This is a genomic window from Oscillibacter sp. GMB15532, assembly GCF_041020825.1.
Classification (GTDB): domain Bacteria; phylum Bacillota; class Clostridia; order Oscillospirales; family Oscillospiraceae; genus Oscillibacter.
The window spans coordinates 1-12,462 of record NZ_JBEVTO010000002.1 but is presented as its reverse complement, the minus strand read 5'-3'; the positions used below and the strand labels follow the sequence as shown (position 1 = coordinate 12,462).

General features: G+C 44.3%; 16 protein-coding genes and 1 pseudogene. 7 read left to right on the top strand and 10 right to left on the bottom strand.

Annotated features, from left to right (window positions below; all coding sequences use genetic code 11):
• Positions 1-52: 52 nt before the first annotated feature.
• Positions 53-985 (top strand): tyrosine recombinase XerC, encoded by a 933-nt coding sequence (locus ABVS15_RS02610; protein WP_369282217.1) that lies wholly within the window; start codon positions 53-55, stop codon positions 983-985.
• Between the two features lie 102 nt (positions 986-1,087).
• Here the strand turns inward: ABVS15_RS02610 and ABVS15_RS02605 are convergent, their stop codons facing one another.
• The 5 genes and pseudogenes from ABVS15_RS02605 to ABVS15_RS02585 form a co-directional block, all read right to left on the bottom strand.
• The gene (locus ABVS15_RS02605) at positions 1,088-1,984 is read right to left on the bottom strand and encodes a hypothetical protein (RefSeq protein WP_369282216.1); all 897 of its coding nucleotides are present in this window, start codon (positions 1,982-1,984) and stop codon (positions 1,088-1,090) included.
• A 56-nt stretch (positions 1,985-2,040) separates the two neighbouring features.
• The gene (locus ABVS15_RS02600; RefSeq protein WP_369282215.1) at positions 2,041-3,852 is read right to left on the bottom strand and encodes a hypothetical protein; all 1,812 of its coding nucleotides are present in this window, start codon (positions 3,850-3,852) and stop codon (positions 2,041-2,043) included.
• Positions 3,853-4,165: 313 nt separating this feature from the next.
• Complete coding sequence (locus tag ABVS15_RS02595; RefSeq protein ID WP_369282214.1) at positions 4,166-4,372, bottom strand: transposon-encoded TnpW family protein; 207 nt, start codon at positions 4,370-4,372, stop codon at positions 4,166-4,168.
• Positions 4,373-4,421: 49 nt separating this feature from the next.
• Positions 4,422-4,607 (bottom strand): annotated as a pseudogene (locus ABVS15_RS02590) (hypothetical protein).
• A gap of 69 nt (positions 4,608-4,676) precedes the next feature.
• Entirely contained in the window at positions 4,677-4,805 is a 129-nt protein-coding gene (locus tag ABVS15_RS02585; protein WP_369282213.1) for a hypothetical protein, read from the bottom strand.
• Positions 4,806-4,903: 98 nt separating this feature from the next.
• Between ABVS15_RS02585 and ABVS15_RS02580 the strand changes: the two genes are divergently transcribed.
• Positions 4,904-5,155, top strand: a complete 252-nt coding sequence (locus tag ABVS15_RS02580) for a type II toxin-antitoxin system RelB/DinJ family antitoxin (protein ID WP_369282212.1) — start codon at positions 4,904-4,906, stop codon at positions 5,153-5,155.
• A gap of 123 nt (positions 5,156-5,278) precedes the next feature.
• On the opposite strand, the gene ABVS15_RS02575 is transcribed toward ABVS15_RS02580, so the two are convergent.
• On the bottom strand, positions 5,279-5,515 hold the full coding sequence (locus ABVS15_RS02575) for a hypothetical protein (protein WP_369282211.1): 237 nt from the start codon (positions 5,513-5,515) through the stop codon (positions 5,279-5,281).
• 179 nt (positions 5,516-5,694) lie between these two features.
• On the opposite strand from ABVS15_RS02575, the gene ABVS15_RS02570 reads away from it, so the two are divergent.
• Entirely contained in the window at positions 5,695-6,045 is a 351-nt protein-coding gene (locus ABVS15_RS02570; protein ID WP_369282540.1) for a hypothetical protein, read from the top strand.
• Positions 5,978-6,289 carry an SAVED domain-containing protein gene (locus ABVS15_RS02565; protein ID WP_369282210.1) on the top strand — a complete coding sequence of 104 codons (312 nt, stop codon included), beginning with the start codon at positions 5,978-5,980 and terminating at the stop codon, positions 6,287-6,289. The genes ABVS15_RS02570 and ABVS15_RS02565 overlap by 68 nt, the downstream gene beginning before the upstream one ends.
• Positions 6,290-6,666: 377 nt before the next feature.
• On the opposite strand, the gene ABVS15_RS02560 is transcribed toward ABVS15_RS02565, so the two are convergent.
• From ABVS15_RS02560 to ABVS15_RS02545, 4 genes are all read right to left on the bottom strand, one after another.
• Positions 6,667-7,281: a Fic/DOC family protein gene (locus tag ABVS15_RS02560; protein ID WP_369282209.1), complete on the bottom strand. Its 615-nt coding sequence runs from the start codon at positions 7,279-7,281 to the stop codon at positions 6,667-6,669.
• Entirely contained in the window at positions 7,274-7,459 is a 186-nt protein-coding gene (locus ABVS15_RS02555; protein ID WP_369282208.1) for a hypothetical protein, read from the bottom strand. The genes ABVS15_RS02560 and ABVS15_RS02555 overlap by 8 nt, the downstream gene beginning before the upstream one ends.
• A 142-nt stretch (positions 7,460-7,601) precedes the next feature.
• The gene (locus ABVS15_RS02550; RefSeq protein ID WP_369282207.1) at positions 7,602-7,733 is read right to left on the bottom strand and encodes a DUF4368 domain-containing protein; all 132 of its coding nucleotides are present in this window, start codon (positions 7,731-7,733) and stop codon (positions 7,602-7,604) included.
• Between the two features lie 494 nt (positions 7,734-8,227).
• Positions 8,228-8,434 carry a helix-turn-helix transcriptional regulator gene (locus ABVS15_RS02545; protein ID WP_312280283.1) on the bottom strand — a complete coding sequence of 69 codons (207 nt, stop codon included), beginning with the start codon at positions 8,432-8,434 and terminating at the stop codon, positions 8,228-8,230.
• A gap of 107 nt (positions 8,435-8,541) precedes the next feature.
• On the opposite strand from ABVS15_RS02545, the gene ABVS15_RS02540 reads away from it, so the two are divergent.
• The 3 genes from ABVS15_RS02540 to ABVS15_RS02530 all read left to right on the top strand — a co-directional run.
• Complete coding sequence (locus tag ABVS15_RS02540) at positions 8,542-8,805, top strand: hypothetical protein (RefSeq protein ID WP_369282206.1); 264 nt, start codon at positions 8,542-8,544, stop codon at positions 8,803-8,805.
• Between the two features lie 279 nt (positions 8,806-9,084).
• Positions 9,085-10,200, top strand: coding sequence for a tyrosine-type recombinase/integrase (locus tag ABVS15_RS02535; RefSeq protein WP_369282205.1), 1,116 nt, complete (start codon positions 9,085-9,087; stop codon positions 10,198-10,200).
• Positions 10,201-10,616: 416 nt separating this feature from the next.
• Positions 10,617-12,462: pectate lyase-like adhesive domain-containing protein (locus ABVS15_RS02530; protein WP_369282204.1), on the top strand; the 1,846-nt coding region annotated here is incomplete at its 3' end.

The window sequence follows — 12,462 nt, the reverse complement described above, 5'->3', positions numbered from 1 at the left end:
CAGTTGCATACAATTCATCGCCCTGGGCGATACTTCGCATAGGGGTGATAATATGCAGTCTGATAAAACATGTCCTATTCTTGAACAGTACCTTGCTTATCTTTTGACCATCAAAGGCCGTAGCCAAAACACAATCCTTGAGTACAGAATGGATTTACTTCAATTCTTCCGCTATATAGCAGATCAAAGAAAAAATACTGAAATCGGGTTTGAATTTGCTGATGCTGATTTTATTCGCTCGATTCAACTATCTGATATGTATGGCTTTATCGCTTATCATCAAGAGTCGCTTTATAACTCTGCTGGTACACGATGCAGAAAAATTGTATCAATACGGCAATTTTGGAAGTACCTAAAATCCAAAGCGCATATCATTGACAACAACATTGCTGAAGAACTGGAAACGCCTAAGCTCCCAAAGCGAATCGTTAGGTGTATGACTCTTGAGGAATCTGTGAGGCTTCTGATTGAATCAAGCTCCAGCTCAGTACGTGATAACTGTATTATCACAATCTTTCTGAATTGTGCACTGCGTTTATCTGAACTTGCTATGCTTAATGTTGAACAGGTTGATAGCGATGTGCTTACAGTCATCGGTAAAGGAAACAAAGAACGAAAAATCTATATGACTCCGGCAGTCAAGCAAGCATTATCAAAATGGCTTCCAATACGCCAGATGATGCAGGTTGATACCAATGCATTATTCATCTCCAGAAATCACAATCGGCTTACCACGCGTTCAATTCAGAATATCGTAAAGAAACATATTGTGGCTTCCGGGATTGATCCAATAGGCTTGTCCACACACAAACTGCGCCACACAGCAGCAACCCTTATGTATAAGTATGGTCATGTAGATATCCGTTCGCTACAGCAAATTCTTGGACATGAAAGCATTGCAACAACAGAAATATATACCCATGTGGATGACAATCAGCTTCATGCGGCTGTCAACGCTAATCCTTTAGCCATGATGTTTAACTGAACATCAACGCTTTTTAAACATTAAGCGAAGCTCAGTTTTCAAATCTATTTCTCGAATTTTAGTTTGAGCTTTATGATTTCATCCAAATGTAAGCGACTGAACCTATTCACGCCATTTGCAGTATTCTGGACTGCAATCAGTTTTGTCAAAAGACTCCATGTTGACAGCAATCCCGCATTTAGGACACTCATAAACCGTTGTATAATTTTTACAATATAGACATAAACCACGTATCATATTTTTATTATATTTTATATTAGCTTTATCATAAATCACCATATCTTCGTGACAGTATGTACATTTTACAAAACCATAACAGGGGCTATCTTTAAAACTTAGTAAACAACCCAAACATTTTTTGTTCGGTGTTAAAAGTTTTCTATCACATATTGGGCAATAATATGGATCCCCATATTCAGAATCAATCATATCTGATAATGTATCGAAATATATAGCGTTTTTCATTAATTTTCCGTATTCATCCATATCTATATGGTCTTGCATGTACGTTCTATCGTCATCATTAACGTCATCACTCATTAAGACGCCTAATATATATACCAATACATGGATAATGTCTTTCTCAATCTGACTATTTTCTTCATCTGAAAACGAATAATTGAAATGCACCAATTTGTTTCTCCATTTTTGAAATCGTTCGATATATAGATATTCTGGTTTATCAAAATTAAATCTATTTTTCGACTTAAGAAAATTTTTAAGGTTATCAAATTCTCTAACAATTAGTTTGTTGCTATAGTACATTTCTTCAAGTTCGTTATCAGTAATATCAGAGTTAACATTTTGCAATATATTAACTACTCCATAATCACTTACTATTTTAGCTTTTATTGCTAACTCCAAAGCCATTTGTAGATTAACTATGGAAAGAACTTTATTTTTATAATAGTTCAGTCCACTATTTACAGATTTTATTGAACTGTTTAAGAAAACTGTTGCATTTAGAAATATTGAGCTATATATTTCATCCTTAATCATTATTTTACTTCCTGTCTAATTACTTCGCTGAGAATTTAGCAAATTGCAAATTAATACTATAGATCGTTCACTATAAATACCCGTGGCCCATACTGAACGTTAGTTCCTATAGTTGTATTCCAGAAATAATCAAAATACCTTTGTTGTAATCGATGATAATCTTCAAGCTTAAAAGCCCAGATTGAATCACTGCCAATTGCTTCAAGAGATGATGATAATGAAATACCCCAATCTTCAGAAAAAACATATCTGTCATGCAGAGGATGAGAGCTTTTTGCTGCCGAGCTGTGTACTATCTTTACAAGCAGATTAGAAGTGTTAATCTTCGATAATGCTAACCTTAAATCATTTCTGCGCTTGCTACCGTTTCCATCATCATCTGATATTAGAATTCGAATACTGATATTGCTAGGTATATTATTCAGGAATTGAAGGCTACTATCTTTAAAGTAACGGTCTATGATATAAATATATTTATTAGCTAAAGCCCATAAATCATCGATATGCTTACATCTAGAACTAACGTTTATACCGAAATTCTGTTCAACTCCTATTACGGCATCAATCTCTTTTTGCCTTAAATATATACTATTTAAATTGGCACCTGCAGATAAAGAACAACTTCCATTACAACATAAAGTTGGGTGTATTATATCTGTCATTAACTCTTTTACTAGAATATTTCCACATCTCTCTATAGAGCGAAACCCATCTTTTTGTCGGCTTATTAATGTATTTGTACACCAAGCCGCATATGGTGGACTTACCGCGTGTTCCAAAACAACATTTGCTAATTCTATACCTGCTGCAGCAAGAGGATTATAAGCAAAATTATACTGACTTGTAAGACCATTTAAAGCAGATTGCTGCTCTGATCTTATCTTATTACAATCAAAGCTTGGGAATAAAGCTTCAAAACTTGGGTTTCCTAATGTATTCCTAATATCTTTTATGCATTCACGATTCCAATATGGTATATAATATTTACTTTCAGCCCTATTCAAATCTAGATCATGAATTTTGCTCCAAGCTCTCCATTCAGACACAATCTTTTCTAGCGCCATTATTGGATTTCCATTATATTCATCTTTCTCTTTGCTACCAATGTTCATTGCCTCAGTCCACTGAAATAGCCAGAGGCAATAATTAACCAATTTTGAAAATCTCCCCCCCAAAGCAGCTTCAGGGCAAAACCTTGATAGCAAATATTCTGCTTCAAACCATGATTGCCCTAGAGCCTTTGTCCAAGCATCGCGGCAAGTCATCGTATCTCCAATTTCAGAAGAAGGTAGTGGTTCTATACAAATGGATACAGGCCATAGCTCTTTCCCTTTATTTTCGTAATATGAAATCGTTTCTATGGCACTCGAAATCTGCTTTTCTGTTACAAGGTGTTGATCTGGACTTAAGTTAAGTAGGAATGGTTCTTTTAAGCATAAAGATAAAGGGAAATCCTTGTCAATCTGTATCTCATTGAGATACTGATTTTTCCTGATCATTTCTGCGATTTGCATTGAGAAATGAAGGTTGTTATTATCATTCATATGTGGGCCAATGCTAGAGGGAGAATAATTTTTACTTACAGCAAACAAAACGCTTATACATATAAACGGTGGAAGAAAAGCAGCAAAATCTACATTAATCTCGTCATCGGATCTAACCCTTCTAGTATCAACATCTAAATGGAAGCCTTCATAACGAGTAATAGAAATCTCTCCTCCAGACACAATGAGCTTAGAAAGATTGCCGGAAGAATATCTTAGAAACCATTCTTCCTTACATTCATCTGGCAATTGTATGATAATTGATGCTGTTTCAAAATTAATTTCTTCATTATTAGTTGGATTAATATACGTTTGTATTGCCATCTAAAACTTAACTCCTTTAGATCTCTTTTCTCATTCAAGTCTCAATCACCAATCCAGCTTATTTAATCGCCAACTTCCCATTTTTGCTAAATCATGAAGCTCAAACAATAAGGGAGGCTGTTCTGCTAGAAAATGAACCCAGACAGGATTCGGGTTGTTTTGCCATTTATATTATAGTAGCAATACGATAGATTTACAATGTCATAGCACGTATTTTGGCGAATTATCAAATGTCGCTCCATTTCAGACGACAAAAAAGCAGGCCGGGAACCTATTTTCAGATTCTCGGCCTTGTCAATGCTATCCGCAGGGTTTACATCCGCTTTACCTCGTTACGTAGCATCCGCTTGATTTTGTCACTCATGGTTTCGCTGCTGGTAGCGCCAAAATGGACGATCACTCTGTAAGTGGTCTTGCCGATTTTCTTTACAGGCGCTGGCCGCTCGTCATTTCTTGCTGTTAAAATGCGGGTATGGTCAGTTGCTTGGGTACTGATGCTGACGATTTTTACATTTCTCATAGGCGCTCCCTTCTCTAAAGAAAAAGCCCTCCATCCCAAGATGAAAGGCTTACATGGTGTTATTATTTTTTTTGGTACGTTTGGAAACATAGCGCAGGCATTCCACAACCACGACCCGGAAACTCTGTTTACAGACGCGGACGCATTTCCGGCACAAAGCATTCTAGGTAATCCGGTTGCTGTGATTGAGAAATAGTGACCATACCAGCTTTCGCTTCTTGCTCATGCTCGGCATAAAAACGGCTCCTTCCCGACGGTCAAGGTGATATGAACCGATAGACGGATTTTCTGTATCTCCCCGGTGTCAATTCCTTGGAATTTTGCCCTTGTAAGGCTCCTTGCGAGATGCAGGCATATGGTGAGCAGGGATAGGATAGATGGATAGGAATAATCCTGTTTCGGTGTCATTCGGGAAATGTTTTTCAATGCTCATGTTCAGACTCCCTTCCGAAATATTTCTTCGTGCATAGTGTTGTATTTTTCGTGCAAATGGCATATAATATAAGTACTAGCACGAAAGGAAATGATTGTATGGCTGGCTCTACTACCAATATCAGCATCCGCATGGACGCCGACCTGAAAGCGCAGGCCGACACGCTGTTTAACGAGTTGGGGATGAACCTCTCCACGGCATTCAATATTTTTGTGCGTCAATCGCTTCGGGAAGGCCGGATTCCCTTTGACGTTTCCCTCAACCAGCCCAATGCGGAAACCATTGCGGGAATGCAGGAAGCGGAACGTATTGCCTGCGACCCCAACGCAAAACGCTACATCCGATGCTGACACTGGCCCGTACCGGAACCCATAGCGAGCTGTTTGGCGCCGTACCGGTGAAACCTGTACGGCGTTTTGCTTTCCCTGTCAGCGGTCATGCTCCCGATCCCGGCGGGATTCGGTTTTGGCAAGCTAATCGGCGGCCTTGCGGAGTTTCTCAACAACCTTGATGTCCTCGCGCATGGCCCGCATTTGCCCATATTGTTCGTTTTTACGAGCGGTCAGATATTCCGCTTCCGCCCGCCACTTTTTTGGAGCGATGGCTTCACCGGACGCTTTCAGATCATCCAGATACCGCTTGGCGGTATCATACAGGGCAAGCTCCGCGCTATGTGCGGCCCGGTATTTTCTCCGCGCTTTCGGCTTCATGGAAACAAGTTTCTGATGGATAGTCTTATGTTTAGAATATTGCCCCACATGGAAAGGCGTTCACTGAGAATGGCAACCCAGTGCTCGGCGCTCACGATTTCGCCGCGCAGGACGTAATAATCTCCGTTCATACCGGAGATTATTTCATGTAGCTCCCACATGGAAGTGACGCCGTTGGCTTGCAGGAAATTGAACAGGGCGGCTATTGGCACCAATTGGGACAAACGGCAAGCATTCGGTTCCTTCACCGCTTTCGTATCTACGGAGCCGCGCAAGACTTTGCAGCGTTGCCTGAAACCGGCAAGGATAAGCTGGCCAAACTAAATAGAAAATACAATAGAGACCCCGGTGTACAGAGCAAAGAACTCTTGGTGGCTATCTCAACATCCTACCCTATTATAGAGGAAAATTTGCTTACAATAGACCCTAATAAAACGATGTACCGTTATTGGATACAGGTTGATGAAGATGACAATGGTGTGGATTTCTTCAATTCCTATCATAAAATCCGTTTTATGCGGATATTTTGAAGCCGATATAGAGGAAATAGTGCGAAAGTGGAATATCCAGACCGTACATGTTTTCATTTCTTCCTCTGTGTCGTTTACTTTCTACCTCGGCCAGCTTATGAACAATAATCAGTTCCGTAAAATAATTGTCTACCACTATGACAACACACAATTTATCTGGGGCATCGACATAATGCGGTCGGGCCCACAGAAGGCTATCGTCTGGGCAAAAGGACTCAGTTGTCCAAGTATCTCCATGTCTTAAGCGGTTTCTGAAGAAAAGTAACCGATACAACATGGAAATTAACCAAGTTTTTCCGGCTTTGGGTTATGCATTACGTCAACAATCTGCTTGCTGGATGCGAATGATGCCCCTGGCAAATGAGCCACATCCGGCGAAAAATTTGCAGTGCGTAGCTCGCTTGGCTGCCGCGTGAGTTACACACATATGAGATTTTTTTCAGTTTTGATTTTGCCAATTAAAATCAAATTGTTGGTAAGTCTAAAAGCAAAGGAAACGAGCCGGTTTCAGCATCTTTCAAACCATTTTTTGTAGTTTGAATTATGCTAAAACCGGCCCGTATGGTAGAGCGTACGATTTGCATCTGTAAGGCCGTGGCGTGCATATAAAACCACGGATTTCTACTCATCTTTTTGAAGGCACGAGTTCAATACGTCTTCCAACCGCGCTGTCTCGTATACCGACTCGACCATGGCCTGCAGGAGTTCGTCCACTGGAACCGCACTCCAATCTACCTTGTAGCCATTTCGCAGGAACAGTAGCCGCATGAATTCTCTTGTTGCCCGACCATTTCCCTCGCGGAAGGGGTGGATATAGTTCAGTTCGGCCATGTAGTAAGCGCTGCGCTTTATGAATTGCGTCCGGTCGCCCCCAGCCAGATAGTACTCGGCGCGTAGCCCGCTCAGTAGGCCTGTAAGCTTTTCCCCGATCTGATTAAAACCAAGAAACCTTGTTTCACCTTTTGCAATGTCCTCCCGTCGAAAGTGCCCTGCGAAGGGATACACGTCGCCAAGAAGCCGCCGGTGGATATTGCAGAGATGGCTTGGCGTGAAACGCCCCGAAACCGGATTCTCAACCAGTTCGGTTTGCCGTGCCGCAGAAATGTCGGCTTCGATGCGCCGTAGCATCGCTCCATCACGGATACCCAGTTTGTTCCGAAGGACATTTGAGTCCTTGTGGCAATAGACAGATCCCGCGACCGCATAAACGTCGTATTTCCCGAAGTCGTCAGGCATTAGGGCGCCTGCTTTCGATGCCATAGCTGCGTTTGATCTGCTCCACGGCACTATCTCCGGAAATGCGGCCCTCGGCAATTTTCTCGCAGAGGCGGACAGCCTTGCGGCTCGGTACCATTTTCTCCGCCGCATGAGTTGCAAGGGAGTATTTTACGCTGCCTTTTGCTTTTTGTGTCATATTATCCGCCTCCAAACTATTTTTGTATTATATCACATTTCCGGTGCCGTTATCAAGATATTCTGGCAATTCATAATACGATGTGTACATACCCGACGTGCTTAAAGTGGATCGTGACTTTCTGGGTTTTAATGCCGTTCAGCTACGTCTCCCGCTGGGATATATCGATCCGCTCGATCAGCGTGTGCAAAACATGGGCGTCCAACTCCTGCAGGTCTGTGTATTTTTCGATCAGAGAGGTAAACCGTTTCGCCTTGATAACCACCTCGTCCACTTCGAATTCCACGCGGAACCATGGCACGGTTTGAGGAGCCGCAGGAGCTTGTGATGTATCTGCTGCGGGAGACAATTCTATCGGATAAGCATATTAAAAGTGTGAATTCTGCGGCGAGAAAGATGTCAGCGCGGCGTACAAACGCATCGTCGTCAATCTCACCGCCAAAGATAAAAAGCAAAAGGAGCTCCGCTGCCAGTATTGCCTGGACGGCGGAGCCGTGGTGAAGCCGCGCGAGGTGCTGCGGCAGTTTTATGACGATAGCTATTCTCATCAGGAGCAATTCCGCTCTGTGTGGGAGGCGCTGAATAAAGCAGATAAAAAAAGCTGGCAGATCGCAAGGCACACGAGCAGGTCAAAACGGACTATCTCTTCTGGCTGGACAGTCGGCTCAGTTACGCCAAGAGCATTCATATCGATAACGACAGTTACCTCGGAGAATAGAAAAAATTTTGGATAAAAAATAATCGGTTGGCTGTAATTCAGCCAACCGATTATTTTTTATCCGGAATAAATCGAATTACATCTGAGACCTCGCATTGCAGGATGCTGCATAAGTCATTCAGTGTATTCAGCGTAACACTCCTGTTTTTGCGTAGCGCATCCATCGTTCCGGTGCTGACGCCATATTGTTTAATCAGCGCATACTGACTGACGCCTTTTCGTTTTAACGTATCCCAAAGAGGCTCAAATGTAATCACGCTACACCCTCCGTTTTCTTTTAAGGATAGCGTGATTATTATGACTTGAATATAGCCGAATATCAGGCTATAATATAGGGAAAAATACATAAGGAGGCGCAGGCTAAATGAAACACAAAAAGTCGAAGCAAAATTCTTTTGATCTATCCTTATATTTGTCCCATAACGCATTAAAGCAAATTGCCAGACGAGAGGGAAAAAGCATTGAACAGATCCGCAAACATATTCAGATTGCAATGATGTCGGGTCTTTTGAGTGACGATACCAATGTGCAAGAAAAGTGGACGCGTATTCCACATGCTGGAGAAATGCCAAGTCCGGAAGAGGTCATTGCGTATTATGCCAACAAGCTGTCTTCCGAAGATAAATAAAGCCTTACCCTCAAAAAGACAAATGCCTTTTTCCAGATACGGCTTAAATGTCGTCAAGTATTCGACTTGAGGACATAAAATTATATAATTTCAGTGTTTATTCTATGACAGAAGTCGCCATAAGTCAATTGCATTTGCCCTTTTTGAGAAATGAAACTCTATAGTTTTTAAGAAAAAAGCGAAATAGTAGAAAAAGGTATCCGTTTTAAATGTTTGTAGCCGCAAAAATCGCCGTCAAGTTTTCCGTCACGGCAAAAACAAAAAGGAGGATATCGTCCTATGGCACGCAGAGGAGAAAACATTTATAAAAGGCGGGACGGGCGCTGGGAGGCCCGCTATATCAAAAGCCGCGCGTTGAACGGAAGGGCAATATACGGGTATATCTACCGCCGCAGCTATTTAGAGGTAAAACGGGCACAAGCCGAGGCGAAAACAACCAGCGTGACTGGTAAGATGGAACCGCACAGTCTGCGTCATCCAAAAAATTTGGAAGCCTATCTGACCGCATGGCTTCCATTGATTCAGGAAAGTGTAAAAAAATCCACCTTTGCCAATTACAGCGGGTTGATTCGCCGCCACATTATTCCAGACCTCGGGAAGGTGCCTCTGGAGCAATTATCCAGTGAACTGGTACAGGACTATATCAACCGAAAGCTGAAAAGCGGCAGATTGGACGGGACAGCAGGATTGTCGGTTAAGACCGCTAAAGATATTATCGGTCTGCTCAAACGAAGTCTCAAACCTGTTGGCATAGATTTGCAAATAAAACTTCCGCGTTATAACCTTCCCAAACCCCGGGTCCTGTCTCCGACAGAGCAGTCGGCCCTGATAAGCACCGTGCAATGCACCGACGATTTAGAGGGCTTCGGCGTTCTGCTTAGCCTGTTTACCGGCATTCGTATTGGAGAACTATGCTCCCTGAAGTGGAGGGATATTTCCCTGAAAGAGGGCGTTTTACACGTAAACAAGACCATCCAGAGGATGGAAAATTGCGAAGGTGGTAACAGCAAAACCATTATTGACATCGGCGCTCCGAAAAGTGAGAGCTCGGTGCGGAATATTCCGCTACCTCAGTTCTTACTGCAAAAAGTGGCGGAGTTGAAAGAAACCGCCGGAGAGGATGACTATATCCTGTCCGGCAGCCGCCATTATGTAGAGCCCCGTCAGTGCCAGCACCATTTCAAGAAGCTGGTCAGAGAAGCTGGTATTCAGGACATCAACTTTCATGTTCTACGACACACCTTTGCCACGCGGTGTGTGGAACTGGGAATCGATATCAAAACCATCAGCGAAGTCCTCGGTCACTCCAGCGTCAACATGACTTTAAACCGATATGTCCACCCCGCTTTCGAGCACCAGAGGGAGTGCCTGGAAAAATTATCGGTTTCTCTTTAACAACTTCTTTCATTCGCCGTCAAAAAATTCCGTCAGGAATCTTATGAACTCCTTAAAGCACTGTTGTTTTTTGGCCAAATGTCCTCAAGTCGAATACTTGACGACAAGCTGTGCAATTCGCTTCAGTTTGCCATGCGGTTAGTATATCCAGCCGCAGGGGTCTTATTCGGACTCAGGACATAGTACGCTTTCATTTTGCGCATAAAGCGTACCACCTTTTTAGGTGCCACAGGCACGAAAAATGCTTTTAAAAATATAAAAGGAGGTCATGAGAATGCAGTTTGTGATGATGAATAGTTCCTAATCCGCCGCCTCGTTATGCCGTGCCTTTAGTTTCATTTAAGCACAAAAAGGCACAAAAGCAGGTATTCGCAGCAAAACTGCGGGTATCAAATTTAGACGAAGGGAAGTATATCATGAAAACAAAAGTACATAAGGGCTTATCGTGGCTGATGGCCCTTTGCATGACTGTCATGCTGTTGCCAGTGAGTGTGCTGGCGGAAGAAGTACCGGCAGTGGCCGATGTGTCGACGGCTGAGGAATTCCAGGCGGCAGTGGAAAACACAGCGGTTACGACGATTAACATCACAGCTAATTTTGATGCGGCTCAAAAGCTTGTGGTGCGCCGCCCCGTGACGATTAATGGCAACAGCAAAACTATCACCTTCACTGGTGATGAGGGTGGCTGGCAGGGCAATTATGTTCTCCAGGTCTACAACACGACAAACGTCACGATTAGCAATATCAACCTGACCGGCGGTGACGCGGCTTTGTTTGTGAACGGCTCTACCGTGGCCCTGACTGGGACCATTGACGTGAGCGGCAACGCTTTCGGTGGGATTGAGGCCGGAAAGGGCTCCGGCGTAGAAACCCAGCCCGTGCTGACGGTGTCGGATAATACGGCGCTAGTCAACAGCACTGAGGCGTATGGGTTTCCGACGATCTGGGAAGACGGCGTAGAAGACAACAGAGTATTCGGCGGCGGCACCTTTACGAAGATTACAAAGGGAAGCCAGCCGCAGTATTACCTGATTGAAAGCAATGCTGTGGACCCAGAAACGCCTGTCGCCGACATTGCCGATCTGACCATCGCTGTGAGCAGCGACGGAGTCATTAGCGGTGACGAAGCTAAAGCTGATGGAACTCTCGCTTACTACCTCGTTTCTGACGATAAGCAGTCTGTGATTGACGGCTGGAACGTGGAAACCTCTGCGGATGACATTGCAGACGATCTCGGCGCAACCGCCGAGGAAGGCAAGCCCGCTCTGACCATTGAGAACAACGGCAAACACCTCGTGGTCATCGAAACCAAGGACGGCAAGGTTGTGGCCGCAGGACAGTCCGCCGCTATTAACATCGAAGCAAATGTGTCGACGGCTGCGGAATTCCAGGCGGCAATGAAAAACACAGCGGTTACGACGATTAATATCACAGATAGTTTTAGTACGGATCAAAAGCTTGTGGTAAGCCGCTCCGTGACGATTAGTGGCAACAGCAAAACTATCACCTTCACTGGTGATGAGGATGGCTGGCAGGGCAATTATGTCCTCCAGGTCTACAACACGACAAACGTCACGATTAGCAATATCAACCTGACCGGCGGTGACGCGGCTTTGTTTGTGAACGGCTCTACCGTGACCCTGACTGGGGCCATTGACGTGAGCGGCAACGCTTTCGGTGGGATTGAGGCCGGAAAGGGCTCCGGCGTAGAAACCCAGCCCGTGCTGACGGTGACGGATGCGACGCTAGTCAACAGCACCGAGGCGTATGGGCTTCCGACGATCTGGGAAGACGGCGTAGAAGACAACAGAGTATCCGGCGGCGGCACCTTTACGAAGATTACAAAGGGAAGCCAGCCGCAGTATTACCTGAATAAAGACAACGCTGTGGAACCAGGCATTGCCACTCTGACCGGCGTTGCCGTCAGCGGCACGGCTAAGGTTGGTGAAACACTGACCGCAACCGTTGCACCCGAGGAAGCCACAGCCACATATCAGTGGCAGAAGGCAGATCCTGCCGATGGCAAATACACTGCCATTACCGGTGCAACCGACAGCACCTATGCCCTCTCCGCAGATGATCTTGGCAAGTTCATCAAGGTTGTGGCCACCGGTACCGGCGACTACTCCGGCGAAGTAACCAGTGATGCTACAACTGCCGTTGCTGCGGCTGATCCCGAAACCACCGCTCTGACCGGCATTACCGTCAGCGGCACGGCTAAGGTTGGTGAAACACTGACCGCAGCCGTTGCGCCCGAGGGAG

Excerpts from the sequence above, each read along its gene's own strand:
- ABVS15_RS02610 (WP_369282217.1), top strand. The coding sequence starts at position 53 with ATGCAGTCTGATAAAACATGTCCTATTCTTGAACAGTACCTTGCTTAT.
- ABVS15_RS02605 (WP_369282216.1), bottom strand. The coding sequence starts at position 1,984 with ATGATTAAGGATGAAATATATAGCTCAATATTTCTAAATGCAACAGTT.
- ABVS15_RS02600 (WP_369282215.1), bottom strand. The coding sequence starts at position 3,852 with ATGGCAATACAAACGTATATTAATCCAACTAATAATGAAGAAATTAAT.
- ABVS15_RS02595 (WP_369282214.1), bottom strand. The coding sequence starts at position 4,372 with ATGAGAAATGTAAAAATCGTCAGCATCAGTACCCAAGCAACTGACCAT.
- ABVS15_RS02585 (WP_369282213.1), bottom strand. The coding sequence starts at position 4,805 with ATGAGCATTGAAAAACATTTCCCGAATGACACCGAAACAGGATTATTC.
- ABVS15_RS02580 (WP_369282212.1), top strand. The coding sequence starts at position 4,904 with ATGGCTGGCTCTACTACCAATATCAGCATCCGCATGGACGCCGACCTG.
- ABVS15_RS02575 (WP_369282211.1), bottom strand. The coding sequence starts at position 5,515 with ATGAAGCCGAAAGCGCGGAGAAAATACCGGGCCGCACATAGCGCGGAG.
- ABVS15_RS02565 (WP_369282210.1), top strand. The coding sequence starts at position 5,978 with ATGAAGATGACAATGGTGTGGATTTCTTCAATTCCTATCATAAAATCC.
- ABVS15_RS02560 (WP_369282209.1), bottom strand. The coding sequence starts at position 7,281 with ATGCCTGACGACTTCGGGAAATACGACGTTTATGCGGTCGCGGGATCT.
- ABVS15_RS02555 (WP_369282208.1), bottom strand. The coding sequence starts at position 7,459 with ATGACACAAAAAGCAAAAGGCAGCGTAAAATACTCCCTTGCAACTCAT.
- ABVS15_RS02540 (WP_369282206.1), top strand. The coding sequence starts at position 8,542 with ATGAAACACAAAAAGTCGAAGCAAAATTCTTTTGATCTATCCTTATAT.
- ABVS15_RS02535 (WP_369282205.1), top strand. The coding sequence starts at position 9,085 with ATGGCACGCAGAGGAGAAAACATTTATAAAAGGCGGGACGGGCGCTGG.